Origin of the sequence: Helicobacter rodentium ATCC 700285 (genome assembly GCF_000687535.1) — a bacterium.
GTDB classification, from domain to species: Bacteria; Campylobacterota; Campylobacteria; order Campylobacterales; family Helicobacteraceae; genus Helicobacter_D; species Helicobacter_D rodentium.
On record NZ_JHWC01000001.1, the window covers coordinates 92529 to 119244 of the forward strand.

27 protein-coding genes and 1 tRNA gene are annotated in these 26716 nt (G+C 36.3%); 21 read left to right on the forward strand and 7 right to left on the reverse strand.

The window, feature by feature from the left end; genetic code table 11:
* Positions 1 to 13 precede the first annotated feature (13 nt).
* Both BS85_RS0100435 and BS85_RS10775 read right to left on the reverse strand, forming a co-directional pair.
* Positions 14 to 90 (reverse strand) — tRNA-Ile (locus tag BS85_RS0100435).
* On the reverse strand, positions 68 to 1195 hold the full coding sequence (locus BS85_RS10775; protein WP_026943055.1) for an FtsW/RodA/SpoVE family cell cycle protein: 1128 nt from the start codon (positions 1193 to 1195) through the stop codon (positions 68 to 70). Before BS85_RS10775 ends, BS85_RS0100435 begins: the two co-directional genes overlap by 23 nt.
* Before the next feature lie 68 nt (positions 1196 to 1263).
* Here BS85_RS10775 and BS85_RS0100445 point away from each other — a divergent pair, with 68 nt between their 5' ends.
* From BS85_RS0100445 to BS85_RS09965, 9 genes are all read left to right on the forward strand, one after another.
* Positions 1264 to 2361, forward strand: coding sequence for an RluA family pseudouridine synthase (locus BS85_RS0100445; RefSeq protein WP_084310101.1), 1098 nt, complete (start codon positions 1264 to 1266; stop codon positions 2359 to 2361).
* Between the two features lie 102 nt (positions 2362 to 2463).
* Positions 2464 to 3705 (forward strand): fibronectin type III domain-containing protein, encoded by a 1242-nt coding sequence (locus tag BS85_RS0100450; RefSeq protein WP_034550864.1) that lies wholly within the window; start codon positions 2464 to 2466, stop codon positions 3703 to 3705.
* Between the two features lie 85 nt (positions 3706 to 3790).
* Positions 3791 to 5065, forward strand: coding sequence for a tRNA (guanosine(46)-N7)-methyltransferase TrmB (gene trmB / locus BS85_RS0100455; protein WP_245596247.1), 1275 nt, complete (start codon positions 3791 to 3793; stop codon positions 5063 to 5065).
* Positions 5065 to 5733 (forward strand): cell division ATP-binding protein FtsE, encoded by a 669-nt coding sequence (locus BS85_RS0100460; protein WP_026943059.1) that lies wholly within the window; start codon positions 5065 to 5067, stop codon positions 5731 to 5733. Before trmB ends, BS85_RS0100460 begins: the two co-directional genes overlap by 1 nt.
* The gene (locus tag BS85_RS0100465) at positions 5720 to 6526 is read left to right on the forward strand and encodes an FtsX-like permease family protein (protein WP_026943060.1); all 807 of its coding nucleotides are present in this window, start codon (positions 5720 to 5722) and stop codon (positions 6524 to 6526) included. The genes BS85_RS0100460 and BS85_RS0100465 overlap by 14 nt, the downstream gene beginning before the upstream one ends.
* An 8-nt stretch (positions 6527 to 6534) precedes the next feature.
* Complete coding sequence (locus BS85_RS0100470) at positions 6535 to 7857, forward strand: murein hydrolase activator EnvC family protein (RefSeq protein ID WP_051604610.1); 1323 nt, start codon at positions 6535 to 6537, stop codon at positions 7855 to 7857.
* Positions 7858 to 8021: 164 nt separating this feature from the next.
* Entirely contained in the window at positions 8022 to 9131 is a 1110-nt protein-coding gene (locus BS85_RS0100475) for a Cj0069 family protein (RefSeq protein ID WP_026943062.1), read from the forward strand.
* A gap of 163 nt (positions 9132 to 9294) precedes the next feature.
* A complete protein-coding gene (locus tag BS85_RS0100485; RefSeq protein ID WP_026943063.1) occupies positions 9295 to 9918 on the forward strand; it encodes a MarC family protein in 624 nt (207 codons plus the stop codon).
* An 8-nt stretch (positions 9919 to 9926) separates the two neighbouring features.
* A complete protein-coding gene (locus BS85_RS09965; protein ID WP_026943064.1) occupies positions 9927 to 10769 on the forward strand; it encodes a ferritin-like domain-containing protein in 843 nt (280 codons plus the stop codon).
* Positions 10770 to 10873: 104 nt separating this feature from the next.
* Here BS85_RS09965 and BS85_RS0100495 read toward each other — a convergent pair whose 3' ends face one another.
* Positions 10874 to 12355 carry an L-aspartate oxidase gene (locus BS85_RS0100495; protein ID WP_026943065.1) on the reverse strand — a complete coding sequence of 494 codons (1482 nt, stop codon included), beginning with the start codon at positions 12353 to 12355 and terminating at the stop codon, positions 10874 to 10876.
* Positions 12356 to 12368: 13 nt separating this feature from the next.
* Positions 12369 to 12533 carry a hypothetical protein gene (locus BS85_RS11695; protein WP_169734688.1) on the reverse strand — a complete coding sequence of 55 codons (165 nt, stop codon included), beginning with the start codon at positions 12531 to 12533 and terminating at the stop codon, positions 12369 to 12371.
* Here BS85_RS11695 and BS85_RS0100505 point away from each other — a divergent pair.
* Entirely contained in the window at positions 12525 to 12953 is a 429-nt protein-coding gene (locus tag BS85_RS0100505; protein ID WP_084310103.1) for a hypothetical protein, read from the forward strand. The genes BS85_RS11695 and BS85_RS0100505 overlap by 9 nt on opposite strands.
* 12 nt (positions 12954 to 12965) lie before the next feature.
* Positions 12966 to 14819, forward strand: coding sequence for an excinuclease ABC subunit UvrC (uvrC, locus tag BS85_RS0100510; protein ID WP_034550867.1), 1854 nt, complete (start codon positions 12966 to 12968; stop codon positions 14817 to 14819).
* 433 nt (positions 14820 to 15252) lie between these two features.
* Here the strand turns inward: uvrC and BS85_RS0100515 are convergent, their stop codons facing one another.
* Complete coding sequence (locus tag BS85_RS0100515; protein ID WP_026943068.1) at positions 15253 to 16422, reverse strand: glutathionylspermidine synthase family protein; 1170 nt, start codon at positions 16420 to 16422, stop codon at positions 15253 to 15255.
* Positions 16423 to 16424: 2 nt separating this feature from the next.
* Positions 16425 to 17063, reverse strand: coding sequence for a UPF0323 family lipoprotein (locus tag BS85_RS0100520; RefSeq protein ID WP_026943069.1), 639 nt, complete (start codon positions 17061 to 17063; stop codon positions 16425 to 16427).
* 489 nt (positions 17064 to 17552) lie between these two features.
* Here BS85_RS0100520 and hemL point away from each other — a divergent pair, with 489 nt between their 5' ends.
* From hemL to BS85_RS11165, 6 genes are all read left to right on the forward strand, one after another.
* Positions 17553 to 18872, forward strand: coding sequence for a glutamate-1-semialdehyde 2,1-aminomutase (hemL, locus tag BS85_RS0100530; RefSeq protein WP_026943071.1), 1320 nt, complete (start codon positions 17553 to 17555; stop codon positions 18870 to 18872).
* A gap of 208 nt (positions 18873 to 19080) precedes the next feature.
* Positions 19081 to 19344: an AtpZ/AtpI family protein gene (locus BS85_RS09970; protein WP_034550911.1), complete on the forward strand. Its 264-nt coding sequence runs from the start codon at positions 19081 to 19083 to the stop codon at positions 19342 to 19344.
* A gap of 6 nt (positions 19345 to 19350) precedes the next feature.
* Positions 19351 to 19896 (forward strand): hypothetical protein, encoded by a 546-nt coding sequence (locus tag BS85_RS0100540; protein ID WP_026943072.1) that lies wholly within the window; start codon positions 19351 to 19353, stop codon positions 19894 to 19896.
* A gap of 259 nt (positions 19897 to 20155) precedes the next feature.
* Complete coding sequence (locus BS85_RS0100545) at positions 20156 to 21526, forward strand: major outer membrane protein (RefSeq protein WP_026943073.1); 1371 nt, start codon at positions 20156 to 20158, stop codon at positions 21524 to 21526.
* Between the two features lie 59 nt (positions 21527 to 21585).
* Positions 21586 to 21732: a FeoB-associated Cys-rich membrane protein gene (locus tag BS85_RS11160; protein ID WP_156937991.1), complete on the forward strand. Its 147-nt coding sequence runs from the start codon at positions 21586 to 21588 to the stop codon at positions 21730 to 21732.
* A gap of 13 nt (positions 21733 to 21745) precedes the next feature.
* Complete coding sequence (locus BS85_RS11165; protein WP_156937992.1) at positions 21746 to 21934, forward strand: hypothetical protein; 189 nt, start codon at positions 21746 to 21748, stop codon at positions 21932 to 21934.
* Between the two features lie 32 nt (positions 21935 to 21966).
* Here BS85_RS11165 and BS85_RS11170 read toward each other — a convergent pair whose 3' ends face one another.
* Positions 21967 to 22194, reverse strand: a complete 228-nt coding sequence (locus tag BS85_RS11170) for a hypothetical protein (RefSeq protein WP_156937993.1) — start codon at positions 22192 to 22194, stop codon at positions 21967 to 21969.
* 78 nt (positions 22195 to 22272) lie between these two features.
* On the opposite strand from BS85_RS11170, the gene BS85_RS0100555 reads away from it, so the two are divergent.
* From BS85_RS0100555 to BS85_RS0100570, 4 genes are all read left to right on the forward strand, one after another.
* Entirely contained in the window at positions 22273 to 23475 is a 1203-nt protein-coding gene (locus BS85_RS0100555; protein ID WP_026943074.1) for a glycosyltransferase, read from the forward strand.
* Positions 23476 to 23529: 54 nt separating this feature from the next.
* On the forward strand, positions 23530 to 25623 hold the full coding sequence (locus BS85_RS09975) for an STT3 domain-containing protein (protein WP_051604612.1): 2094 nt from the start codon (positions 23530 to 23532) through the stop codon (positions 25621 to 25623).
* Between the two features lie 9 nt (positions 25624 to 25632).
* Positions 25633 to 26106, forward strand: coding sequence for a cyclic pyranopterin monophosphate synthase MoaC (moaC, locus tag BS85_RS0100565; protein ID WP_026943075.1), 474 nt, complete (start codon positions 25633 to 25635; stop codon positions 26104 to 26106).
* Positions 26107 to 26313: 207 nt separating this feature from the next.
* Positions 26314 to 26703: a FlaG family protein gene (locus BS85_RS0100570; protein ID WP_026943076.1), complete on the forward strand. Its 390-nt coding sequence runs from the start codon at positions 26314 to 26316 to the stop codon at positions 26701 to 26703.
* Positions 26704 to 26716 lie beyond the last annotated feature (13 nt).

A 26716-nucleotide genomic window follows, 5' to 3' on the forward strand; every position in this document is an offset into this window, starting at 1 on the left:
TATGTATATAATGTGGTGGACCCTATAGGACTTGAACCTATGACCAATCGGTTATGAGCCGAGTGCTCTAACCAGCTGAGCTAAGGGTCCGTTTTGAAAAAGAGTCGTGATTATACACAAATTTGTATCTAAAGGCAAGTAAATTTTCTAACACTGCAAAAAGAATCATAAAAGTGATAAAGCTACTTCCTCCATAACTAAACAATGGCAATGGTATCCCAACTACTGGTGCCAATCCTATTGTCATAGCAATATTTACCCCCGAATAAATAAAGATTAACAATCCCACGCAATAAGAAACGACTTTCAAGAAATAATCTGTTTTGTTTTCTGTGCTCATAGAGAAAATATGAAAAATCAGAGCACCATACAAAATAAACAACCCTATTACACCAATAAAGCCAAATCTTTCTACAAAATAAGGAAATATAAAATCACTCGTTGCAATGGGCAAAAACTTATACAATGCTTGGGTTGCTTCTTCTTTTTCTTTGCCATAGATTCCTCCTGAACCCACTGCAATCATTGCTTGTTTTACCTGATAATCTGGCTCTTTGGAAATAAAATCTACAATGCGTTTTTTTTGATAATCGTGCAAGTTTGCATATAAAATCGGCGATAAAAATGCAATACCAATAGCTAAAGTGAGCCAAATTTTATAATTTACCCCAATAAGAAATAACGCGCCAAAACTCATTAGAAGCAAAACAAGTGCTGTGCCTAAATCCGGCTGTTTTAACACAAGCAAAAAAGGCAAAAGAATAAAAAAAGATAATTTTAAAAAATCCAATAATTTATAACCATCTTTTTTGGGTGGTTTTTTACTAACATAATAGGCTATCATTAAAATCAATGCGGGTTTCATCGTTTCAGAAGGCTGAAAAGTAAAATGCACAAAAGGAATCTCAAGCCACCTTTGCGCACCCAAACGCGTATCGCCAAAAAACTCTACTAGCACCAACAACACAATGTTAAAACAATAAAAACCAATAATAAACCAAGGAATGTTGCGTGTGGGAATAAAAAAGACAATTACAAAAATCAATAATCCTACACCTACATAAACCAATACCTTATTGCCCAAAAATTCACTATTTTCATTGATTAAAAACCAAGAAATTAAAATAATAGGAGCAATCAATAAAGGTAAAGTATAATCAAAATATGATAGAATCCTGCGATTAAATTTAAACAAAGATATTTCCAAAAACAAAATTTTAAGCGTAATTTTAGCATAAATTTTTCATAAAAGATTCACAACCAATGCAAAAAAATATATTCATTGCCTTAGACAAACCACAATCCTCCTTGAAATCTCCCCTCCATCCAAACCATAATTCTATCCAAGATAATTCTAAAATTTTCTCTCCAAATTCTGATGAAATAGGAATCCGAGCAGACATTTTTATCGCTAAAGCACTCCAAATCTCACGCTCACAAGCAGAAAAGCTGTTCTCAAAAGGCAAAATTTTACTGAATGGAAATATTTTAGAGAAACACGGAATCGCTTTAAAGGCAAACGATATTCTTATTATTCAAGAAGACATACCCCAAACACAAGATTCTCAACTTGAAAATTTAGAAATTCCAATCCTTTATCAAGACGAGGATTTATTGGTTCTAAATAAACCTGCTGGATTAATCGTGCATCGCACAAACGAGCAAGATAGACAAAGAACTCTAGTGGATTGGCTACACCAGCAAAACTTCCCTCTCTCCAATCTTGGAGATTCCTATCGTGCGGGCATCGTCCATAGGCTAGACAAAGGCACAAGTGGTGCAATTGTAATTGCTAAGACAAATTTCGCACATAAAAATTTGAAACTACAACTTCAAACACGCCAAATGGGTCGTTATTATCTTTGCGTGATTGATAAAGCCTTGAAAGAATCGCAAATTGTAGATTCCCCCTTAATACGTCATTCCAAAAATCGCTTAAAATATATTACAACCCACCCAAACAACGTCAATGCAAAATCCGCTAAAACCGCATTTTTTAAAATCGCCACAGCCAATAAACTACAAGATTATGAACTAATTGGAGCTAAACTTTTTAGTGGGCGCACACATCAGATTCGCGCACACCTTAGTAGCCTAAACCGCCATATTTTGGGTGATTTTTTCTATGGCTATTCAAACGATTCCAAAAATAATGAATTTTCACAAAACAGAATCTTTCTGCATTCGCATTTATTATATTTACAGCACCCAAAAAGTGGTAACATTTTACATATTTATGCTCCTCTTTCTGCGGAAATGCAGAGTTTTTTAAAGGCGAATTTTGATTTAATCAACTATCAAGATTCCCACACAAATCTTATTTTTTCCCTTGATAGTCTTTATCAATCTGTTTTCTCCTAACACTTACACAATAATTTACCATAGAATCTTGCACTAAATTATATATTTATGTTAAAATTAAGTTTTACTTTATCTAAACTCGTTATGTTTAAGGATTCCAAAATGATTCTAACTAATGTATTCAGATTTTCTTTGAGTGGAATGATTGCGATTTTTGCATTAATATTCAGTGGTTGCTCCACGATAACAAATCCCAATCCAAGCGTCAATAATTCCATCACACCCCCTAAAAATATCCGTGTCTTAAGTGATATTAATACAAATGCCTTTGAATGGGATTCTGTTCAAGACCCAGCAGTTGCAGGTTATTATGTTTATCGCAAACAAGCCAATACACAAAATTTCAGCAAGATTGCCACACTAGATTCGCGTTTTATTACGCATTATGCAGACAATAAATTAGATTCCAACACAGAATATGTTTATCAATTTGCCTCTTTTGATAAAAATAAAAATGTCTCTAGTTTTTCTCAAACCATTACCGCAAAAACACACACCATTAGTTCTGTCAGCTATATTGAAGCCATTAGCAACTATCCAAGAAAAGTAAAGATTATTTGGAGTCCGCATCAAGACACACGCGTGAATGGCTATATTGTAGAACGTAAAGACAAAAATGGAAATTGGAAAGAATTAGACAAAATCCAAAATCGTTTGCTAGTAGAATACTTGGATACCAAATTAGAAGATGGCACAACTTATGAATATCAAATCATTGCTTACAATGCTAATAACTCTCGTTCGATTCCTTCAAAAAGCGTTCAAGCAACAACCAAAGCAAAACCAAAGCAAATTACAAATTTCCGAGCCACCAACAATGTTCCAAAGCAAATTAATTTAAGCTGGAATCTACACGATAATCCAGAGGTAACTTCTTATAAAATTTTGCGTTCAGGTTTTTTCTCTAGTTTTTATACCACTCTTGTAACATTGCCTAGCAACACAAATTTTTATCAAGATTTAATTAGTAAAGACGGCGAACAATACAATTACAAAATTATCGCAACCGACAAAGATGGCATTGATAGTTTAGAAGTTGGTCCTATCACAGGCTCTACCTTGCAAGTGCCAAATGCTCCAAACATTACTTATGCACAAATTGAAAATGGTTCGGTTGTGCTAAGATGGAAACCTACAGATAATCGTGCCACAGAATATATTGTCTATAAAAAGGATTCTCTATTTTTTGGAGAAACTTTGCGCTATAATAAAGTGCTGACCACAGAATTTATTGATAGAGAGATTAAGGCGGGTGAAAAATACTATTATTGTGTTAGCGTAATAGATAAAAATGGATTAGAATCCAAACCATCGCAAGAAGTTGTGCTTTCTTTACCCAAATAAACCAATGCCACATTTCAAGACTGCGAAATTTCATCTCCCCTCTCTACCATTCAAGGTTGCAAACGCTCTAGGGGAGTTTTGTTTTATGCAAAAGTTTTGTTCAACACAGAATCCTTATTTCTGCTTATTGCAAGTTTGTTTTACCCCCAAAGATTCCAAAGAAAAAGTAAAACATTTTTTTTTAGAAATCAAAACCTATTCCAAAGATTCAAGCAAAAGACAAGAAACAATTGTTCATTTTGATAAATATTCGCGTATTTCTCCTATTGAAATTACCAAAGAAGCATTGAAAATCTTGATGGACTTTCAAGATTCCATTCTTACGCAAAACTTACAAGGAAAATCTCTCGCTCTTAAACATAGGCTTCCATTCATCAAAAATATTGAGGACTTTTTAGACTTTGAACTCTTGTTGGAAAAACAAATTCCAAAGCTAAAACAATCTACTAAAATCAAAAATTACAACTTTACAACCAAGCAAACCTCGCAAGATTCCAATCAACCGATAAAGATTTGGTTAGAAATTGGTTTTGGTAGTGGGCGTCATTTGCTACATAATGCCAAAAAACATCCTGAAATTTTACATATTGGTTTAGAAATTCATCGCCCATCTTTAGAGCAAGTTGCTCGTCAAATTGGGCTTTTAGGACTTGAGAATCTTTTAATTCTTGCGTATGATGCGCGTATTTTTTTAGAATTATTGCCCTCTAATATTTTAGACAAAATCTTTATACATTTTCCTGTGCCTTGGGATAAGCAGCCAAGTCGCAGGATTCTAAGCCACACCTTTTTATCCCAAAGCTCCCGTACATTAAAACAAAATGGTTCCTTGCAACTACGCACTGATAGCCTTGAATATTTCAATTATGCCAAAAATCTTGCACAAAACTTCAAAGAGGATTTTCAAATAGAATCACAAATGAATGCAAAGGAAGAAATAACAAGCAAATACGAAGCAAGGTGGCTAAGACAAAAAAAAGATATTTACAATCTTGAATTATACGCATTGCGTCCCTCTGCCCCACGCAAATTAAATTTTGATTTTAGTTTTTTGGATTTAGATTCTAAACCATTACATTTTTTGCCCAAAAATTTTCATAAGATTAAAATCGTGCAAAAGGATTATTTTTTGCATTTAGAAGATTTGCTTCTTAGCGATTCAAAATCTCAACAATCTCCTTGTATGCTTAAGGTATCTTTTGGGGATTTTCATTATCCGCAAACGCGTTATATCTTACAAACCAATCATATTGAATATTTTAGAGAGAATCCATTGCCAACTTTTTTAAATCATCAATCCCATATCCAATTACTCCAAATCATTCAAAATGATTTTAATCCACATTACAAGGAAGGCTAATGGACGCAATCATTCAAGCAAAAAATATTAATCTAGGCTACAAAAATGAAATCATTATAAAAAACGCAAGTTTTAATATTTATCCAAAAGAATTTGTATTTGTCAGTGGTCCAAGCGGAAGCGGAAAAAGCACATTGATGCGTTCTATTTATGGAGATTTGCCTCTTAAAAGCGGCTCTTTAGAGGTTTGCGGCGTAGAAATGTTTAAAGCAAATAAAAAAAATATTGAGATTCTACGCAGACATTTAGGTATTATTTTTCAAGATTACAAATTGATTAAAGACTTTAATGTGGAAAAAAATGTTATGCTTCCTATGATTATTGGAGGCTTTACAAAGGAATCGTGTCAATCGCAAACTGATAAACTCTTAGCGCATATCAAACTTTCCCACAAGGGAAGCAAATACCCCTTAGAGCTAAGTGGTGGGGAGCAACAACGCGTAGCAATGGCGCGCGCACTTTCCCATAATCCACTTTTGATTTTAGCCGATGAGCCAACAGGAAACTTAGATGACTATTCCTCTGAAGTAATATGGAGTTTATTAAAAGGCGTGAATACTCAACTTGGAATCACCGTCGTAGTTGTTACACACAGAATCCCTGAAACTTTAGGAATTAATTATCGTCATTTTCATATTGAAGAAGGAGTGATTTATGAACTCTCTTAAAAATCACTTAAGCTTGATTATTCCATTGATTGCACTACTTTTTGCATTAGAAAGCATTTTGCTTGTTCATCGCACTTTAAGTGATTACGAAAGCAAATTGGGCAAAAATTATGCGATTATCCTTGCTAGTACCAAAGAATTAAATATGGAGCTTTTACGCAATAAAATTAGTGAGGCACAGAATTTAAGCCCTGTTGATTCCAAAATTATTCTTGAACGATTGAGCAAAAATATTAGCCAAGCAAATATTGTTTTGCTTAAAAAATCTCTTCCCAAATTTTATTCTCTCACACTTAATACTTATCCAAGCAGTGCGCGTTTGGCAGTCATTCAAAAAACGCTAAGTGAAATAGATGGAATCCTGCGCATTGAAACCTTTACAAAAAGCCATAGTCAAATTTATCAATTATTGTTAATCATTAATGGTAGCACAATGATTTTTTCAGGCTTCATTGCGCTCATTAGCCTACTTTTAATGTTTAAACAAATTGAAATTTGGAAATTCCAGCATTTAGAGAGAATGGAAATTATGACTTTGCTTGGAGCTCCGCTTTGGATGCGTTCTCAAGTATTATTTCGTCTTGCTTGTCTTGATACGATTCTTGCAACAATCATTGTAGCAAGTGGTTTATTTTATGTCTCACAGAATCCAGCTTTACTCATCTTTTTGCAAGAATTGGGATTAAATCCAGAAATTTTTTCACCCTTTTTGGATTCCATCATATTGCTTTTAACAGGACTTGCCGTATCGCTTATTGCAGTATGGATTGTCAGCTTACAACATAGGAATTAAGGATTTTTATGCGTATTTGGTTTCTTTTTATTCTTTTTATTTCAATACTATTTGGCGCAAATGAGAAAGAAATTAGTCAAAAAATTACTCAAAATCAAAATGTCTTAGAGAATAAAAAGCGTCAAGAAAAGCAAATCAATGCTAAACTCCAAGAGTTAGGCAGTGCAATCAATCAACAAAAAGAAGAAAATAAAATACTCCAAAAGACCATTCAAGAAAACGAACAAAATATTGCAAAAAACCAAAAAGAATATAACACCAAAACTGCTTTAATGAAGAAACTTAACAGCAATCAAGATTCTTTGTTTCAAACACGCAAACAAATTGAATTAGAAATGATGGATTTAATCACAAAAGAGGTTTCTTTTGCCGTTTTACTAAATGACTTTCAGCCTGAATCTATCCAAGATTTAATAACAGAAGAAGCATTTAAGTCTCTAAGTAATGCAACAAAAAAGCACTTAAGCACACTAAGCAATAAGCAAAGCGAAGTGATTGCAAATCTCCACACTTTACAAAACGAAATTGCACAATTAAAAGATTTTATTGAAATAGAAAATAAAAAACGAACACACTTAAAAGCACTTCAAGACGAACAAGAAAGATTGATTGCCAATTACCAAAAAGAAATTACAAAATACAACAATGAATTACAAAAAATTGTAAAAGAACGTGATGCGGTGCAAGGGATTCTTGTTAATCTTAATATTGTAAAAAGTCAAGAGGAGGAAAAACGCAAAAAAAGAGAAGAATTAGCCAAAACAAGACAACAAGAGTCTAAACAAAAAATAGAATCCATCAATCAATCGCCTAAAATGACGAATAAAAAAGATACCGCAATCCAAGAATCGCAAATCACCTCCAATACACCCAAAACAAATGAAGAATTTGATGTGCGCCAAGTTGCAAGTTCTTACCATAATATCGGCACAACCAAATATAAGGGGACAAAAACGATTGCGCCTTTGGAGAATTTTACGATTGAAAAACGTTTTGGACCTTATTTTGACCCTGTATATAAAATGAAAGTCTTTAATGAATCCGTTACCTTAACCCCCAAAGGAGACGATAAAGTAAAAAGCGTCCTAGATGGAAAGGTTGTGTTTGCAAAAGATACCCCTATTTTAAAACGCGTAGTCATTATTGAACACAAAGATAATATGCACACTATTTACGCACAATTAGACAAAATTGCACCCACTATCAAACCCGGTAGCACCGTAAAAAAGGGTTATACCATTGGGCGCGTTGAGAATGCTTTAAAGTTTGAGGTAACTTTAAAAGACAAACATATTGACCCTTTGGAGCTTATCACAGCAAAAAACCTCTAATAATCCTCAAATGTGATTCAATTAGGATTCTTAGGATTCCTTAAAATAGTTGCATAATTTTGTAACATTTCAAAAATAAATCCTGCGCAAGAAATCAAAACCATAAAAACTTTAAGTCTTATTTTGCTATCTTTACGAATCACAATTTGAATTTGGAGGAAAGTATGAAAAAGAACATCGTCTTTTTTGAGGCAGTTGGCGGTAGCGATAAAGGTGCAGATGGACACAGAAAAGATACAATGCCAATGGTCAATGCCCTAAAAGCAAAAGGTTGGAATGCAGAAGTTGTGCAACTTACAGATGATATTTTGCGTGATTCTAGCAAAAGAGAGGAAGTTTATAAAAAAGTGCGCGAAAGTGCAGATGGTTATGTTTCTCGTGTCAATCCGGGCAACCTTAAGGAAGAAAAACTTTATTTTGATGTCTTGCGCAAACTCTGCAACGATGGGCTTGTAGGTATGCCTCACCCCGATGCGATGATTGGCTATGGCGCAAAAGATGCTTTAACAAAATTAGCGGATACTCCCCTAGTTCCTAGCGATACTTATGCGTATTATGACCCAGCAGAGGCAAAGAGAATCGGCGTAACCTTTAGCGATAAACACGACTTTAAGAAAACTTTTCCTAAAACTCTTGCAAAGGGCGAAAGAGTTTTAAAACAAAATCGCGGCTCTACCGGAGAAGGGATTTGGCGTGTCCGATTGGAATCTAGCGACCAATACAACAAGGTAGAATCTCTCCCACTTGATACAAAAATCATCTGCACAGAGGCAAAAGACAACCATACAGAAGAGCGCAAACTTGGCGAATTTATGGATTTTTGTGAGCATTATTTAGTAGGCGATAATGGTATGCTTGTGGATATGACTTTCTTACCACGTATCAAAGAGGGTGAGATTAGAATCCTTATGCTTTATAAAACTCCTGTTTATGTTGTGCATAAAAAACCAGCAGAGGGCGGAGATGCCTTTAGCGCAACACTCTTTAGTGGTGCAAAATACCGCTACGATGAGCCAAAAGATTGGCAATCTTTAGTGGATTGGTTCTTAGCACAACTTCCACAAATTAAAAGTAAATTGGGCAATTACGATTTGCCTTTAATTTGGACAGCAGACTTTATCCTAGATACCGATGAGAAAGGTGCAGACCGCTATATCTTAGGAGAAATCAACTGCTCTTGCGTAGGCTTTACTAGCCCGGCAGAATATATGGAGAAAGTTGCTTTAATGGTTGGCGATAATATCGTAGATATTGTAAGCGAAAAGAAAGCATAACTCCACAATTATGGGTATTTGGAATCTTAACGATTCTAAATGCCGAGTCTTTTTACTATTTGATACCCAAACAAACAATACGATAATTAGAATCCTTTAAAGGAAGGTTGATTTTTCTTTTTAATTCTACTAAAATTCCCAAAAACTCCATTAAGGAGATAAGATGTTTGTCGGAATAGAATCCCAACTTTACAGCCTTTTGTTGATTGCCATTACAATCATTGCTGTTTTGAATCCCTTTGGTAATCTCCCACAATTTATTTCTATGACAGACGATTTAGACACTGCAATACGACAAAGTCTTTTTCGCAATATTCTCTATGTTGCTTTTGCGATTGTGATTTCATTTTTACTTGCTGGTCCTTTTATTATGAAATTTTTGTTTAAAATAGATTTGAATCACTTAAGGATTGCTGGTGGCTTCTTGTTGATTCTAGTTAGCACTAAAGGGTTATTGCTACCCTCTCACAAAGAAATGCAGCAGCACGAAGGCTTAAATAAAAGCGAATTATTAAATCAAAGCGTTGTCCCTATGGCTTTTCCTATGCTTGTAGGTCCCGGGACACTTTCTACCGTAGTTGTCCTATCAGAAGAAAAAGGCTTGATGCTCACAATCTTTGCTGTAATTGCAGCTTTTGCCTTTATGCTTGCGCTTTTTCACTTTGCAGCTAGTATTGAACGCATATTGGGAAAACTTGTATTGCACGTGCTTTCGCGCATTGCACTTGTTTTCATTATGGCAATGGGCGTTAAAATGATTCTCATCGGCATCAAAGCCCTCTTTTAGGTAAAAATATGGAATCCTATGAGTTATTTTCCGCACTCTTTAACGCTTTAAATGCAAAAAATGCCGAAGAGAAATGCTCACAAGTGCAAAGAATCTGGCAAAACTTTCAATCTTTCCGCTTAGAACACAATTCCATCACTCTACCTTTAAAAACTCCAACTTTTGCCAATTTTTGCCCGATTGTTCCGCCTCATAAAGTTCCACAGGGAAAATACCTCAAAACAGATTTAAATGTTGCACATTTATTGCATTCTATCGCACACATTGAGTTTTCAGCGATTGACTTGGCACTCGATTGCGCTTATCGCTTCAGGAATCTTCCTTTAAACTTCTATCGTGATTGGGTAGAAGTGGCTAACGAAGAAGTTAAACATTTCTTGGCTTTACATTCACTCTTAAGGATTCTAGGCTTTAAATATGGCGATTTTGGTGTGCATTCCTTATTGTTTGATTCTATGCAAAATTGCAATATTTTATTAGATAGAATCGCACTTGTTCCCCGCGGAATGGAAGCTGTTGGATTAGATGTGAATCCTTTTTTATGTAGCAAAGTTCAAAAAAGTTTCCACCCAATGAAAGATGAAATTTTGAATGTCTTAGCAATGATTTTACAAGATGAAATCTCTCATGTCTCAAAGGGCAATACTTGGTTTCACTTTGTTTGCGAAAAAGAGAAAATTTCACCACAGAATCGTGCTTTGAAATACTTTGAGATTCTAAAAGCCTATCGTTTTTCTTTTCCAAAAGCAAATGCACAGCTAAATATCAACGCTCGTCTGCAAGCAGGTTTTAGCGTAGAGGAATTAAAAATGTTAGAAGATACAATTTTTCTTTCACAAAACCCTAAATAATTTTCAAATCCAAAAGCAAAATTTATGATTATGCCTTTGAAAGTTTAAGTTGCTTGTCAAATTGTAGTTCAAAATAACTTATTTATTTTTTCTTGTAATCAAGATTATTCAATATAATGTGCTCCGACCGAAAAATCCCGTTTCAATGCCGATTCTATGATATTTTTAGCCGTCAATAAGCGCAAACGCAAGAGTCTCCCCACACCACTTTGAAGCATTACTTCTACGCCTCCTAATGCCTCATTCAAGCCAGATCTTCTACGAATAATACCCACTTTATTCCACATTAAATGCCGCAAAATTGCCTTTAAATTTTCATCTTGTTCTTTTTGCAATGTTTGCGTATGCAAGGGAAACTCTCTTTTTATCCATTCTTTATTTCCGATTCCATAACTGCCTAAAATTTCTTTTGCACTGCGTCTTGAAAAAACCAAACCCTCAAGCAAAGAATTAGAAGCTAAGCGGTTTGCTCCATGCACTCCTGTACAAGCACATTCTCCCATTGCATAGAGGTTTTGCATACCTACAACCCTTCCTACATCATCAGTTTGTATCCCTCCCATACAATAATGAAATGCAGGAGAGATTGGGATTCTATCTTTTGGCAATTCATATCCAAGCATATTTAAATTTCGTGCAATATTTGGAAAACGTTCATAGAAAAACTCTTTGGAAAAAGGACTTAAATCCAAATAAACCTCCTTTTGCTCTTGAGGAATATTGGGATTCTTTTCTTGCAGTTTCATCTTGTAATCAAAAATGCTTCGCGCTACTTTATCGCGTGGGGCTAACTCACCCGCCACATCATAATCAAATAAAAAGCGATTTCCCCAAAAATCTACAATCCTTGCACCCTCACCCCTTAAAGCTTCGCTTAGGAGCATTTTACGAGCATAAGGCGTCTTTACAAACACAGTGGGGTGAAATTGTAGCATTTCCATATCTTTTAATTTCAAACCATTTTCCAAAATCATTCCGTGCAACTCACTAGAGATTGTATAAGCATTCGTATGGTATTCAAAAAGTGCCCCCACTCCCCCACTAGCAAGAATGATGTGTTGAGCATAAAGATTATAATTCCCTCGCTTAGTTAAGACACTTACTCCATAGCAATGATTTCCATCAATAAGCAACTCTGTAACGGTGGCGTTTTTCCATAATGTATGAGAAACTTGCGCAATCAAGTGTGAATGCAAGACTCTCCCTGTGCAATCCCCCCCTGCGTGAATGATGCGTGAAGTGCTATGAGCAGCCTCTTTTGTAAATAGCAAATTGCCCTGTTCGTCTCTATCAAAAGGGGTTTGACGAGAAATCAAATCCTCTAAAACCTCTAAACTTTCTGCACTTAGGGTTTTTACAGCTTGTTCATCACACATTCCAGCACCCGCATTTAATGTATCTTTGATATGCAAAGGAATATCATCAACATCTTTTGCCACTGCGATTCCACCCTGTGCATAAAAAGTGTTGCATTCCCAAGGTTGCTCCTTGCAAAGTATTAGCACCTTTAAACTTTTAGGTAAATTCAATGCAGCATACAACCCTGCAACACCAGCCCCCACAATAATTACATCAAAATGATACATCTTTATCCTCTCTTTAAGATTCTACGCTTTTCAACTTAGCATAACTCTCTATTTTGCTCACATTTTTTTTAGGATTAAAAGGGTCATCTTTGAATCCACAACCCACATTTAAGAAGCTTAGAAAAAAAATCTGTGCTATAATAAAAAAATGAAAAATGTATCGGAAGTTTTGTCTCATCTCTTGAATGCTCCTTTTTATCAAAAATATTATGAAGTAAGCCAAATCCACTATTTTATCCGCTTACTTCCCCTTAGTATCAAAAGAGGAATTGCTTTTGGCTATATTAAAAATAATATTTTATTTCTAGCTCTTAAACACCCAGCTTTCAAACAGGAATTTTATCATAAAATTGCCTTAGTAAAACAACTCTTAAAAACCTATCAAAAGGAAAAATGCAACCTTTTAAATGTGCAAGATATACAATACTTTGTAACCTATAATGCCTATCAAAAAGAAATAAAAACCTTGCAAGAAAAAGAACCCAATCCAAGCTATGGTGAGCTTTCTTGTGGAAATTTTACTAACTATGCAAAAAACGATAAAATCCATAAAATCTTTGAGAATATTCGCCAAATCATTTTGGATAATCAAGAATAATCAAGGATTTTTATGGAATCTCAAAAAACTTCTTTAAAACCACTTTCCAATGAACTTTTAGAGATTTTAAAAAAAATTCCAAATAAAAGTGGAGTTTATCACTATTTTGATATGGAGGGACGTCTGCTTTATGTAGGCAAGGCAAAAAACCTCAAAAATCGCGTTAAAAGCTATTTTCGCTTCACCCCCACTCTCTCCCCTGCCCCCAATCTAAGTATGCGCATTACACGAATGGTTCAACAAATCGCAACGATACGTTATTTGATTGTAGAAAACGAAAATGACGCATTGATTTTAGAAAATTCACTAATTAAACAGCTCAAACCAAAATACAATATTCTTTTGCGAGATGACAAAACCTATCCTTATTTGTGCGTTAATATGCAAGAGGATTTTCCACGCATACTCCTTACAAGAAAGATTCTTAACAAAACGCAAGGTTTGCGCTATTTTGGTCCTTATTCAAGCGGAGCAAGAGATTTATTGGAATCCCTTTATGAGATTTTTCCGCTTGTGCAAAAGGAATCTTGCATACGCAATAAAAAGTCTTGCTTATTTTATCAGATTCAACGTTGCCTAGCTCCTTGTGAGGGAAAAGTAAGCGTTGAATCTTATCATTCCATTTTGCATAATGCACTAGAGTGCATTGAGAATCCGAAAAAAATTATCCCAAAATTAGAAGAAAAAATGTTTTTTTTATCTCAAAATTTGCGTTTTGAAGAAGCTGGAATCTTGCGGGACAAAATTACAAAAATCAAACAGCTAAGCACTATTTCTTCTGTAGATTTTGCGCGTTTAGAGGATTTAGATGTTTTTGCGCTGCTTTGCGAAGCCAAACAAGCCGTTTTAGTAAAACTCTTTATGCGTAAGGGTAAAATTATTTCAAGTGCTACACAAATCATCAAAAGCGAAATGGGATTTGATGAAAATGAAATCTACAAACAAGCTGTGCTAAATTATTATAGTAAGGATTTGCCCCTAAAACCCAAACAAATTTTGATTCCTTTTGATTTGGGTGAGAGCGCAAAAGAATTAGAGAATTTTTTGCAACAAAAATTTCAAAAAAAGATTCCATTGCACAATCCTAAAAGCGGAGAGAAAAAGAGATTGTGCGAACTTGCATTGCAAAATGGAAAAGAAATTTTGCGTTTGCAAAAGAATGAAGAAGAACAAATATCTTTTGAAATCCAAAAGCTTTTCAATCTGCAAAGCATTCCCTATCGCTTGGAGATTTTTGATACTTCACATCATAGAGGAAAACAATGCGTAGGCGCAATGATTGTCTATGAAAATGGAGGATTTATCAAGGAATCCTATCGCCATTATTTACTCAAAGGCTTAGATGAATATTCCCAAATGCGCGAAATGCTGGAGCGTAGAATCGCGGATTTTTCTAAAGAATCCCCACCAGATTTGTGGGTGCTAGATGGAGGAGCGGGGCAAATCAATTTGGCAAAAACTTTACTTAATAGTGTGGGAGTAAATTTGGAAGTTATTGGAATCGCAAAGGAAAAAGTAGAGCACAGAGCCTATCGTTCCAAAGGTGCTGCAAAGGATATTTTGCGTGATGAGTATTCACAAGAATACAACTTGCTTCCTAGCGATAAGCGTTTGCAGTTCATTCAAAAATTGCGCGATGAAGCCCATAGATTCGCCATTACTTTTCATCAGAGACAAAAACAAAAGACTATGCGACAATCCAAAATTTTGGAGATTCAGGGCATTGGGAAAGCAACACAAAACAAGCTTTTATCCTACTTTGGGAGCTTTGAAGCAATCCACAACGCAACTTTAGAGGAATTAAATCAAGTGCTTCCAAAACCCCTTGCACAAACCCTTTTTGATGCCTTACATTTGGAGATTTAATTTTTATGAAAAAATGAGATTTTCTTTCTCTTAAAGGTTCTTTACAACCAGCCACATCGTCTTATGATACCTCATAAGAAACTATGGTATGCGTTACATCTGGCTTCACAATCACTTGAGCGCAAATCTATATATAGAATTTACTTCAAAAACTAACTATTACAAGATTCTGCATTACATTTCAACCTTCTGTCATTGTGAGAGATTTGCTAGAATCTCGTGGTAATCTATAATCCAAATTTTAAAGAAGTCTTTACAATGGAATCTCACTGCTAAAATTTTGTTTATAAAAATTTCATTATTTTTTAGATGCGTAATTGTAACATTTGCTTTATATTTAGATTATAGATTGCTTTGGCGTTGTCTCGCAAGGACGGAGGGTGGGTGCAAGGACAAGCGGAAAACTTGCTTACCCACAATAGTAAAGTTTGCCTTACCGAATCTTGTGCGCCACAAATTTAGAGAGATTATCCAAAATCTCCCCTCCCTTGCGGAATCCCAATGCACAAGCCTCATAAGCATAAAAAACATTGGGTTGATAAAGGATTCCATTGTGATGGTTTTGCGCCGCAAAAGCTTGATAAATTTCAGGATAATTCGCATACTCCCCACCATTGCTATGGAGGACATTACCTTGCGCGTCTAAAATGCTGATATTCTCTCCCTCTCTCCCAAAGGCGTGTTTTTTTACCTGTTTTTGATGAAGTGGCTCATAGGAGGTTTCAAGCAATAAAGGGTGATTAGGGAATAAATCCCAAAGAATCTTTAGCATTCGTTTGCTTTGGAACATTAAAGTATAAGCAGGATTCAAAAAGATTGTGTTTTTGTTTGCAATCATTGCAGTGATGAGTTGTGCTAACTCCGGCTCATCTATGGCAATACTCTCCCACGGAATCAGCTTAAACCAAAACTCATAGTTGATTCCTCCAAAGCTCAAGCCCTCCGTTTCATTCAGGATTGCCTCGTGCGCGTAACAGAAATTTGTCTCAAATCCCGCTTCTCTTGCAATGACTTCTAGCAATTTCACGGTGCGCTCCTCCTCCTCGCTACCTTGAATGCTAGAGAATAGAATCTTCCAACCTTCATAAATTGCGTTAAAGTTAGAAATATCCTCTCCTAATGTAATCATTCGCTTAAAGTTATCCCCTAGTGCTTCATAGAGATTATTAAACTGCAAGGATTCGCTAAACCCATTTTTTTTCAAGAGTGCCCATTGGATAATTGCGCTTTCATACACCATTGTAGGTGTGTCTGCATTAAACTCTAGCAATTTGATAGGATTGCCGTCCAATCCACCGGCTAAATCAAAGCGTCCATATAAATGCCAATGCACTTCTTCTTCCCAGCTTTGCACAATCGCTTCTACGAGATTAAAAGGAATCCCAAGCTCAAAAAACAAATCATTGTCTATGACATACTGCCCCGCTTCTGCATACATATCATAAAGCTCGTTTGCAGCGTCATAGAATCCTTGCGCCTCCTCTTCGCTAATCTCAATAATCTCATCACTTACATAGGGCGTATTGTCAATATCTGTGTGCCAATTAAGCCCTAAATTCTCTAAATCTGCATTCTCAAGAGGTTGTGCCTTTAAAATCTGCATTTTTAACCGCCATAACTTGAAGTAGTGCCTGAAGTGCTAGGGCGATTCTGTGTAGAGCCTGTATTGTTTGGCGAATAAAAGCCGCTGCGCCCTGCTGCTGCGCCCGTTCTTGCACCTGCTGCATTTTGTTTAAAGGAGTTTTGGGAACGTTCATAGGCTTGTGGAGTTTTGTAACTTGTGCGTTGCTGTGCCTGATAGTTTTGGTTGTTAAAGAGTTTGCTTCCAATCCAGCTTCCAAGAATCGCACCCGCAGCACTTGCTAAAATTGTTTCTCCAAGCGATAAACCCGCACCGGTTGGGTTTGTAAGTTGGGAAGTCCCTGCTTCTATTTTTTTATTTTCCTCTGCGATAATTTTGTCAATTTCCTCTTGACTTAGGATTCTCTCCTCCCCATTTTCGCGTAAAATGACGCGCGTTTGCGCACTTGGCACTTCATCTAAAATCTTATAGCTTCCATCGGGTTGTTGCTCAATCGTAACGGTCGCACCCTTTTTGGTTGCCTCCGCGATTCCACTATTTGTATCTTGCTTATTAGAATCTCCACAGCCTGTAATAAGTAAAATTGCGGCAAGCCCCAAGCCACTTTTACTAAAAGCACCTACAATTTTAGGGTCAGAGATTTTTTTGAGATACTTTTTCATTTTACACTCCTTCAGTAAAAATCGGTGCATTATAACAAAATAAATTTTAAAAGTTAATGGAATCTTTTAAGAAGTGCATTGTTGATAGATTGCCATGAGATTCTAGCAAATCTCTCGCAATGACAGAGTGGTTAGCTTTAAGTTCATTCCACAATATGGATTTGCAAGTGTGGGCATAGCACCCACCCAAAATTGCTCCGCAGTATGCGCCAAGAAAATTTTTCAAATTTTCCTGCAATGTTAAAATTATACAATTCATTACTATGTAAAAAACTCTATTTTTTAGGATTTTTTGGGATTTTAAAAATGAATGACGCATACCTTAGAATTTCAACATTTTTTCTTGTATTTTTAGCTAAAATTTTAAGATTTTATTTTAGGTTTTAGAAGTGGTTGCTATGTGGTATTATTTGCTTGATAATTTATATGGCAAAGCTTCGCATTATTTTTGATGAATCCTAAAAACACTCGTTATTATAAGGAAAAAAAATGGAATCTTTAAATCATCTCAATAGTGTCAATGACTTCAACGAAGCAAAGCAAGTGATTCCCGGTGGGGTAAATTCTCCTGTGCGCGCCTTTAAAAGCGTGGGTGGCACTCCGCCTTTTATTGCCAATGGGCGCGGTGCGTATCTCATTGATGAGGACGGGAATCGCTACATTGACTTTGTGCAAAGCTGGGGTCCTTTGATTTTTGGGCATTGCGACAAGGAAATAGAGGAAGCCGTTATAGAGGCTGTTAAAAAGGGCTTGAGCTTTGGCGCACCTACGACACTAGAGACTGCACTTGCTAAGGAGGTCATCTCCATTGTGGAGGGAGTGGAGAAAATCCGCTTTGTTTCAAGCGGGACAGAGGCGACAATGAGTGCGATTCGTCTTGCGCGTGCCTTTACGCAAAGAGAGGATATTATCAAATTTGAGGGTTGTTATCACGGGCATAGCGATTCTTTGCTAGTCTCTGCAGGAAGTGGAATGGCAACCTTTGGCAATCCTAGCTCACCGGGTGTTCCACAAGATTTTACCAAACATACATTGGTTGCACAATACAATGACTTAAGCAGTGTGGAATCCTGCATTGCGCTAAGTGAGAAGCAAGGCAGCGGTGTGGCGTGTATTATCATTGAACCCATTGCTGGAAATATGGGGCTTGTGCCAAGCGAGACGGAATTTTTAGAGGGATTAAGAAAGCTTTGTGATAAACACGGAATTCTTTTAATATTAGATGAAGTGATGAGCGGTTTTCGGGCGAGTTTATGCGGTTCACAGAGGTTTTACTCTGTGCGGGGCGATTTGGTAACTTTTGGTAAAGTCATTGGGGGCGGAATGCCAGTGGGCGCATTTGGTGGGAGAGCGGAAATTATGGACTTGCTTTCACCCAAAGGTGCAGTTTATCAAGCCGGAACTCTAAGCGGGAATCCCGTTGCAATGAGTGCGGGGCTTGTTTCATTGCGCAAATTAAAAGAGGATTCTAAAATCTATGAGAGACTAGAGAGCTTAGGCTTGAAGCTTATGGGAGGACTAGAAAAAATTTGCGCAGAGTTTGGAATCCCACTACAAACTTGTGTGCGCGGAAGTATGTTTGGATTTTTCTTTAACGCCACGCAAGTGAGGAATTTTCAAGACGCACTCCAAAGTGATACAGAAATGTTTGCGCGATTCCATCAAGGAATGCTAAATAAGGGCGTGTATTTCGCTGCTTCGCAGTTTGAGACAGGCTTTATTTGCGCTGCAATGGACGAAAACTTAATAGATAATGTGTTGGAGAGGGCTAGAGAAGTGCTGCGGGAGATAAAAACTTATGGAAAATAACAAGGAATCCGCTTCGTCATTACAAGGCGTAAGCGCAGAGGGAGACGAAGTAAGCCACAACCTTGCAGAAAATAACGCTAAAAATGGAATCCCGCAAGAAACAAGCGATAATCCAAAAACCGAAGCGACTTCCTGCGATGAAACAACGCAAAATGCGGAATCCCAAAGCGATTCTAAACCCAAAGAGGAACCAAAATACAAAGATGCAATGTTGGCGTATTCTAACGCGACACTTGGCATTTCAATGGTGGTTGCAGTGCTGATTGGAGTGGGGATTGGCTATGGGTTAGAATCGCTTTTTGGTGCGCGGTGGCTCTTTTGGCTAGGCGTTGTATGGGGGGTGTGTGCGGCGATTTTAAATGTTTATAAAGCCTACAAGCGGCAAAAAAGGGAGCTAGATGCCCTCGCAAAAGACCCAAAATACGCCTACAATGCGCAGAGGGCAAAAGATTTTGATGAGGACGATGATTAGACAAGAATGAAAAGATTATCCTTGCTCTTTGCCTTTATCATACTCGTTTGTCTCTGTCTATGGGCGGGTTTTGGCGGAATCTTTGCGCTCAATTTCACTTTTGCGCTTGTTTCTTTTTTACTCATTGTGTTTATTGTGTTTTATCTCCAAAAGCGCAAGATTGATAGCCTAATTCAAAACGCTTCCAAAGAGGAGTTAGAAGCCCTAGCAGAGGCATATAAAAGCAAACAAGAAAGATTGGAGGAAGAAGAGGAGGAATTTTTCGCTAAAGATTCTAACTCTACATTAGAGCAAAAAACCACAGAGATTCCACAACCACAAGGGATTCCACTAAAGAAACGCAAATTTTGGCATAACTTTAGCGCGATCAATACAAAAACAGGGGTGAAAATGTTTTTCTTACCCTTGCGCCTTTTTGCGTATGGATTCCTTGTAGTTGGAATCTTGCTTCTTATTAAACAACAATCCTTTGATGTTTTTGCCTTTTTTAGCGGATTGGTTGTTGCTAATTTGCTAATTCTTGTAATGCTTTTGTTTGCAAGGACAAACTAAAGTTTTAAAACCGCAACAAAGATTCTTGCGGAATCTATTTTATCCTAAATTATAGATTGCCACACTCCGCTAACGCTCCGTTCGCAATGACAGAAAATTAAAAACGCAATGTAAAATCTTGCAAAAAATAAACCCTACAATGGAATCTTTTAAATTTATAAATAAAAATTAATCTTATTTTTGTTTAAGTGTATTAATAATAAGATTCTATCTCACTTTTAATCACCTTGAATTAAAATTTAACAACAAAGGAGTTTTTATGAACTTTATAAAACCAAGTTTAAGTCTAGCAGGAGCTTTTGCTCTAGCAGTGAGTGCAAATGCGCAGAGTTTGGAGGAGGCAATTAGGGGCGTGGAGGTTAGTGGATTTTTGCGTTATGAATACGAGGACAACCGCTTCAAAAATCCTCAATTCAATAGTAAGGGCGAAAAAAGCGGTGATGTAGAGCATACTTGGCATGCAGAAGCGGAGTTTAAAACCCCTGTGCAAAATAATGTCGCCCTAAATTTTGGAATCTATTATGAAAATTCTCAAAACACCAATCACGGCAAAGGACTTTATGATGAGAATGGAGATTTAATTCCCGGCACCGAAGGTTTGGGTTATGGGCTTGGCTCGGGAAAAGATAATAGCTTTGGCGTTAGCACCTTTAATGCCCTCATTACTCCCGATTCCACAAGCACGAATATCACGCTTGGAAAAATGCGCTTGGATACGCCCTTTAACGATAGCGGAGAGGATAGAGGCACAGGGGTTTTGGTTATCAATAGTGATTTACCAAATATTAGTCTTGTCGCCGGCGCGTTTGATTCTTGGGCATTAGATGATATTAAAGATATGCCACAACCCGAAACAAGCGTTACAAAGCCGCTTTATACCCTTGCAGCGTTGGGGAATTGGGATTTTGCGCTTGGAAGTGTGGAATCGCAACTTTGGTTTTTTAATATTCAAGACATTATAGATTCTGCGTTTTTTGGGCAACTTGGATTTTATCAAACTTACTTCCACATTAATGGGCAATACGCCTACACACAAACCGATAGTTCAGGAGTGGCAAACCTCATCAATGCGCTTAATGGCAATCCCGCTACACCTCGTGAGAGAATGCAAACCAAAAGCGACTTTTTAAGCCTTGAAGTGGGCGTAAATTTAGAGAATGCACAGATTCCACTCGCCTTAAATCTTGGGTATATCACAAATACTAAAGATAACTTTGCTGTCTCTTTGGATAATGAGGGAGCATTACAAATGGTAGGTGCAGTGTGGTTTGATAATTGGGAAGCCACAGAGGTTAATTTCTCGGCACTTGGAGGTGCGATTCCTTACAATACCAAAAAAGATTTAGATGTGTTTTATGCCACTTTATCCTATGATTTGTTTGATTATTTTAAAGTTGGGATTGACTATGTCAATGGTAAAAATAAGGTTAAAAACCTCCTAACAAACACAACAACAGACATTGATTTTTATGAAATTACTCCTAATATCACTTGGCAGTATAACGAGAATTGGGAGATTTTAACCTATTATGCTTTCTTAAAAACTGAAAGAAGTGGGGATTATACAGCTCCAGAGACAAACAAAGAGGATAGGAATCAATTCAAGGTAGAAATTGTCTATGTGTTCTAACCTTTAGATTTTAAGATTCTGCGAGGCTTAAATCTCGTGGAATTACTAGGAGATAGAAAATGGAAAGCTTTATTTTAGGGCTTATTTTAGTTTGTGCGATTCTATACTTTGGCTACAAACTCTACCCCAAGAAAAATAAGGGTTGTGGTTGCAATGGTGCTTCTAAAAACTCTTGCAAAAATAATTTCTACAATGGAATCTTTTAGGTGATTTAGTATTATGGATTGCCACGAAAATTTTTCAAATTTTCTCGCAATGACGCAAAGCAACCTACCTCGTCATTGCGAGGAGCAAACAAAGCGAATAACAAAGCAATCTATAATCTTGCAAACCAAAGATTCTACCATTTTGTCATTGCGAGGCGAAGCCGAAGTAATCCATAACACAGAATCTCGCCTATCACTTTAAGCTTAAGACTTTTAAAGATTCCATTACAAAGCCTAAGTATGCCACATTATAGATTGCCACGAAAATTTTTCAAATTTTCTCGCAATGACGCAGAGTAGTATGCTTTTTATTGTCCGTATTATCTCCGCTGTCATTGCGAGGCGAAGCCGAAGCAATCCATAATCAAGCACAAAGTAAAACTTTACAATGGAATCTTTACAAGCAAGATTCCACAATATGGAATGCCACGAGATTCTAAAGAATCTCTCGCGATGACACAATGTTAAATACTATGAATTTAACAAAAATTATTATAAAATAACTTCTTAAAAAACCAAAACCCCTAATATGGAATAAGAATGAAAAAATACTCCTTTGGAGTCTTATTGTGCGCTACTTGCGATTCTGCCTTTGTGATTGGAACAATGATAGCAAACATTAAACAAAAAATGGGAGCAGAAGTGGATATTTTCTATCTTATTCACGATGGCTTTACAACTAGCGACAAAGACGCTTTGCGTAAAATTGCAGGAAGCAGTGAAGTAAAATTTAAATCTTTCAGTAAAGAGGATTTCATCAACAAACTTAATTCATTTCGTCAAACACCTATCAACATAGAAAATAACAAATTTTTGGGACGCTGGACGCATATGGTGTATGCGTGTTTTGAGGGATTTAAATTTTTGGAGAGTTGCGAATGTGTGGTATATTTGGATTTTGATATTCTCTTGCTTCAAGAGATTGGGCATTTGAGAGATTTAAGAACGCAAGGTTATGTGTTAGCCGCTAGGAGAGGAAAAACAAGTCTAGCAAACTCTTGTTTAGCTTATCAAGGAATATTTAAAGATGTTAGCGTATTCCAAACGCCCATTATTGTCTTTAACGACACATTGGAAAATCCATTAGAATGTTACGATTTTATTTATCAATTCAGTGCACAGAATCCTTTAAATATTAACGATCAAGGTGCATTTTCTCTGCTTGTATTTGAAAAAAAGTTAAAAACAAAAGATTTAGGTAATCGTTATGTAGGCAATGTGCTATGGCGCAAGAATTATAACCCAATTTTAATCCACGCTTATGGTTCAAAGAATCGCTTTTGGAACAATGCGCTTTGCAATCGGATTTGGAAAGAGTGGAATGACTATTATAGGCTTTGGCTAGAAGCAGGGGGTAGCCCAAACCTTAAGGGATTTGTCGCAAAAACCACTTATAGTTGCGATAGGATTCGCTACACTCTCTCCTACAAACTTGGCTATGCAATCATTGAGAATTACAAAAGTTTTTGGGGTTGCTTGAAGTTACCTTTCATTCTTGCTAGAATCGCATTAAGACATAAAAAAGAAGCGAGATTCTACGCACAAATTATCCAAGAAAAGCCTCATTTGAAGCTACCTCCTTTAAAATCCTATGAGGATTATGCTAATGCAATCAAAGAAAAACAAACCTTTTCTTATCGGCTTGGAAAGGCACTTATTGAAGCCTGTAAAACTTGGCATAAAGGCGGATTCTTTCAATTTCTTGCTGTAGCAAAGAGTTTGCAAAAGGAATCCCGCACTTAAATACCTCTGCAAATTTTGCTATAATCTAGCTTTTATTATTTTAGGATTCCTATTTTGCGCTTAAGATTCTTTATCCCTTTGAGTTTTTTTGTGTTTTTGGTTGGTGTGGGTATTAGATTTTATTATCTCTTTGCCCTTAACGCTTATCCACAATATTTTTACAATGGAGCTCCTTTACTCAACACGCACGATGGTTATTTTTATGCACAAGGCGCAAAAGAACTCTTAGATCTTTATCAAGAATACATACACAACTCAACTTGGAACTTATGGCAACACACAAAAGATACTTTTGAGATTCCAAACTCCCCTGCCCTTTCTAAATCTGCCAATGAGATTCTATCTAAGCTGACTGCACTTTTAGCACTTTGCTCACCTTTAAGTTTGGAACAAATCTTTTTCTTTCTACCCGCCGTTTTTGGAAGCCTTATCGTCTTTCCTATAATGGCTTTAACGCGTCATTTTGGCGCGATTCCTTGCGCTCTTAGCGGCTTGCTTAGTGCAATCAGTGTAGGTTATTACAACCGCACTCTTTTGGGTTATTATGATACAGATATGCTTGTGATTGTTTTGGGCGTTGGTGTTGGAGTGATGATTTTGCGCACTTTAGCAACACAACGCACTTTAGATTGTGCAATTCTCTTTGCACTCAGTGTTTTTGCGCTTGGATATTATTCTAATTTGCGTTATATTCTATTGGGATATATTTTTATTTTGCTACTCTTTCTTCTGGAATCCCTTTACAAAAAATCCGATGAAAGATTCCTTATTCAAGCCATTATAGCGGGTTTGATTTTAACGCTACTTTTAGAGATTCTTGCTCCAAACCTCACTTTTCTTTGGGTGCTTTTGGGAATCGCTTTGGGCTTTTCACTCAATTTTTACCACAAAGTAAATTTAAAACTTTTTATTCTGTGCGCGTTGGGATTTTTGTTTTGGAGAATACTGCCAAGTATGCTAAAGAGTGATTATTTGGGTGGTTTTTTCTCAAAAAATACTTCAGAAAATCCTAACGCAAATTTGCATTATTTAGATGTTTTAAGCACGATTGCGGAAGTTTCAAGCATTAATTTTAGCGAGTTTGCCTATCGCGTTAGCGGAGGGATTCTTTGGCTAATTTTGGGGGCTTTGGGCTATATTTGGCTAGTTTTGAGATACAAAAAATACCTCCTTTTCTTGCCTTTTTTAGCACTAGGTTGTTTTGCCTTTTTGCAAGGATTGCGTTTTAGTTTCTATGCGATTCCCCTTTTTGTGCTTGGACTTTCTTTTTTACTCTTTCAAACGCAAGAAATTTTAAAGTTTTTTAAGTTTAGAATCTTGAAGTCTCTTTTGCTTCTTAGCCTCTCTTGTTTTGCGATTCTACCGCATTTATCGCATATTAGACATTATGTTGTCGCTCCTATTTTAGAAAAAAGCGAAGCAGAGATTCTCCATTCTCTAAATGCACAAAAGGGTGATTTTGCACTTGCTTGGTGGGATTATGGTTATTTCGTCTCTTACTTTAGCGGTTTAAAAACTTTTATTGACGGAGGAAAACACTCTGGAGCGCAAAATTTTCCTATCAGTTTAGCACTTAGCACCAAAGAGGAAACAACAAGCTATAATATAGCTAAAATGCTTTTAAGCGGGGAATCTTTGGAATCTTATCTGCAAAATCTTGGAATTACAGAAACACTAGAAATACTTAAAACAAAGCAAACATTTGCAGAATCCCAAAACGCGCTTTATTTTATTTTGCCTTGGAGAATGCTTGAGATTTTTCCTAGCATTATGCGTTTTAGCCAAATAGATTTAACAAATGGTAAAATCCCAAAACTTGATTTTTTTGCCCTCTCTATCAGTGAAAAAAATGAGATGGTGGAGTTTAAAAATGGAATCAAACTAAATAAAAACACAGGGGAAGTTTTGTCGCAAGACTTTAATACGACAATTCAAAAGAGTATAGATTTACAGAATCACACAACACAAAGCTTTGATGATACTAGCACACTTATGGCGATATTTTTGCCAAATGGAAAAACCTTATTGTGTGCAGAATCTTATTTGGAAACTTTTTATTTTAAAGGTTTATTTTTTGAACAATTAGACAAAAATTTATTCCAAAAAGTATTAAAAAATGACAAAATTACAATTTACAAATTACTCTAAAGGATTCATATGGAACTTACACACTTAGATGAGCGACAAAACCCCAAAATGGTAGATGTATCGGCAAAAGATTCCACACATAGAGAAGCAATCGCTCAAGGGAAAATCACAATGAACAAGGAAGCTTTTAATGCAATCAAGGAGCAAAGAGTAAAAAAGGGGGCAGTATTGCAAACTGCAATTATCGCCGCAATTATGGGAGCAAAGCGCACAAGTGAATTGATACCAATGTGCCACCCTTTGTTTTTAACAAGTGTGAAGTGCGATATAAAAGAAAGAGAAAATGAAAATGCTTTTGTTTTAGAAGTGCGGGCAAAAACCTATGGACAAACAGGTGTAGAAATGGAAGCTCTAATGGGGGTAAATATCGGTCTCTTAACCATTTATGATATGGTCAAAGCAATAGATAAAACAATGGTTTTAAGCGAAATTTGCCTCCTAGAAAAAAGCGGTGGCAAAAGCGGTCATTTTGTGCGGTCTTAACCAAGAAAAACGCAGAATATTTTTGGAACTTATGATAATTTCTTGTAAAATTTTCCCATTTACTCTTTATTTTTTTTAATAATATCCGATATACTTTCATAAGTTAAATTGCATAGGCATAAGTTAAATTGCATATTGCTTAGGTTTAAACTACGCAATTTAATTCTAACAATGATTGAATTTGCCATAGATAATAAGGAGGTTGCTATGGTTATTACTGAAAATGGAATGAATATTGCTAATATGCAAGGAAGCACTTATTATAGGCAAAATAGCGCAAGTGTTTCAAAAGTGCAAAAAGAGTCAATCACTCAAACGCAGCAAATGCAAACAGAAATTGATAAATCAAACGAGGAGCAAAAGGTTGAGGAGCAAAAGCAAAAGCTCAATGAACTTGCGCAGCAACTAAATAAAGAGCTAAATCCTCTAAACACAAATGTAACATTTGGCTTTAGTGAAGATATTGAAGGATTATATGTAACCGTGAGCGAACGTGATACCAACCGCATAATTCGCAAGATTCCAAGCGATGAAGCAATGGAATTAATGGCAAAAATGAAAGAAGTGGTTGGGATTATATTCAACAAACAAGCATAAACTTTAGAAGGAG

Excerpts from the sequence above, each read along its gene's own strand:
- BS85_RS09970 (WP_034550911.1), top strand. The coding sequence starts at position 19,081 with ATGTTGGCGTATTCTAACGCGACACTTGGCATTTCAATGGTGGTTGCA.
- BS85_RS0100540 (WP_026943072.1), top strand. The coding sequence starts at position 19,351 with ATGAAAAGATTATCCTTGCTCTTTGCCTTTATCATACTCGTTTGTCTC.
- BS85_RS11160 (WP_156937991.1), top strand. The coding sequence starts at position 21,586 with ATGGAAAGCTTTATTTTAGGGCTTATTTTAGTTTGTGCGATTCTATAC.
- trmB (WP_245596247.1), top strand. The coding sequence starts at position 3,791 with ATGCAAAAGTTTTGTTCAACACAGAATCCTTATTTCTGCTTATTGCAA.
- BS85_RS0100445 (WP_084310101.1), top strand. The coding sequence starts at position 1,264 with ATGCAAAAAAATATATTCATTGCCTTAGACAAACCACAATCCTCCTTG.
- BS85_RS0100515 (WP_026943068.1), bottom strand. The coding sequence starts at position 16,422 with ATGCAGATTTTAAAGGCACAACCTCTTGAGAATGCAGATTTAGAGAAT.
- BS85_RS11695 (WP_169734688.1), bottom strand. The coding sequence starts at position 12,533 with ATGAGACAAAACTTCCGATACATTTTTCATTTTTTTATTATAGCACAG.
- BS85_RS11165 (WP_156937992.1), top strand. The coding sequence starts at position 21,746 with ATGGATTGCCACGAAAATTTTTCAAATTTTCTCGCAATGACGCAAAGC.
- hemL (WP_026943071.1), top strand. The coding sequence starts at position 17,553 with ATGGAATCTTTAAATCATCTCAATAGTGTCAATGACTTCAACGAAGCA.
- BS85_RS0100570 (WP_026943076.1), top strand. The coding sequence starts at position 26,314 with ATGGTTATTACTGAAAATGGAATGAATATTGCTAATATGCAAGGAAGC.
- BS85_RS0100495 (WP_026943065.1), bottom strand. The coding sequence starts at position 12,355 with ATGTATCATTTTGATGTAATTATTGTGGGGGCTGGTGTTGCAGGGTTG.
- BS85_RS0100520 (WP_026943069.1), bottom strand. The coding sequence starts at position 17,063 with ATGAAAAAGTATCTCAAAAAAATCTCTGACCCTAAAATTGTAGGTGCT.
- uvrC (WP_034550867.1), top strand. The coding sequence starts at position 12,966 with ATGGAATCTCAAAAAACTTCTTTAAAACCACTTTCCAATGAACTTTTA.
- BS85_RS0100485 (WP_026943063.1), top strand. The coding sequence starts at position 9,295 with ATGTTTGTCGGAATAGAATCCCAACTTTACAGCCTTTTGTTGATTGCC.
- BS85_RS0100545 (WP_026943073.1), top strand. The coding sequence starts at position 20,156 with ATGAACTTTATAAAACCAAGTTTAAGTCTAGCAGGAGCTTTTGCTCTA.
- BS85_RS0100475 (WP_026943062.1), top strand. The coding sequence starts at position 8,022 with ATGAAAAAGAACATCGTCTTTTTTGAGGCAGTTGGCGGTAGCGATAAA.
- BS85_RS0100555 (WP_026943074.1), top strand. The coding sequence starts at position 22,273 with ATGAAAAAATACTCCTTTGGAGTCTTATTGTGCGCTACTTGCGATTCT.
- BS85_RS0100450 (WP_034550864.1), top strand. The coding sequence starts at position 2,464 with ATGATTCTAACTAATGTATTCAGATTTTCTTTGAGTGGAATGATTGCG.
- BS85_RS0100460 (WP_026943059.1), top strand. The coding sequence starts at position 5,065 with ATGGACGCAATCATTCAAGCAAAAAATATTAATCTAGGCTACAAAAAT.
- BS85_RS09965 (WP_026943064.1), top strand. The coding sequence starts at position 9,927 with ATGGAATCCTATGAGTTATTTTCCGCACTCTTTAACGCTTTAAATGCA.
- BS85_RS0100470 (WP_051604610.1), top strand. The coding sequence starts at position 6,535 with ATGCGTATTTGGTTTCTTTTTATTCTTTTTATTTCAATACTATTTGGC.
- moaC (WP_026943075.1), top strand. The coding sequence starts at position 25,633 with ATGGAACTTACACACTTAGATGAGCGACAAAACCCCAAAATGGTAGAT.
- BS85_RS0100465 (WP_026943060.1), top strand. The coding sequence starts at position 5,720 with ATGAACTCTCTTAAAAATCACTTAAGCTTGATTATTCCATTGATTGCA.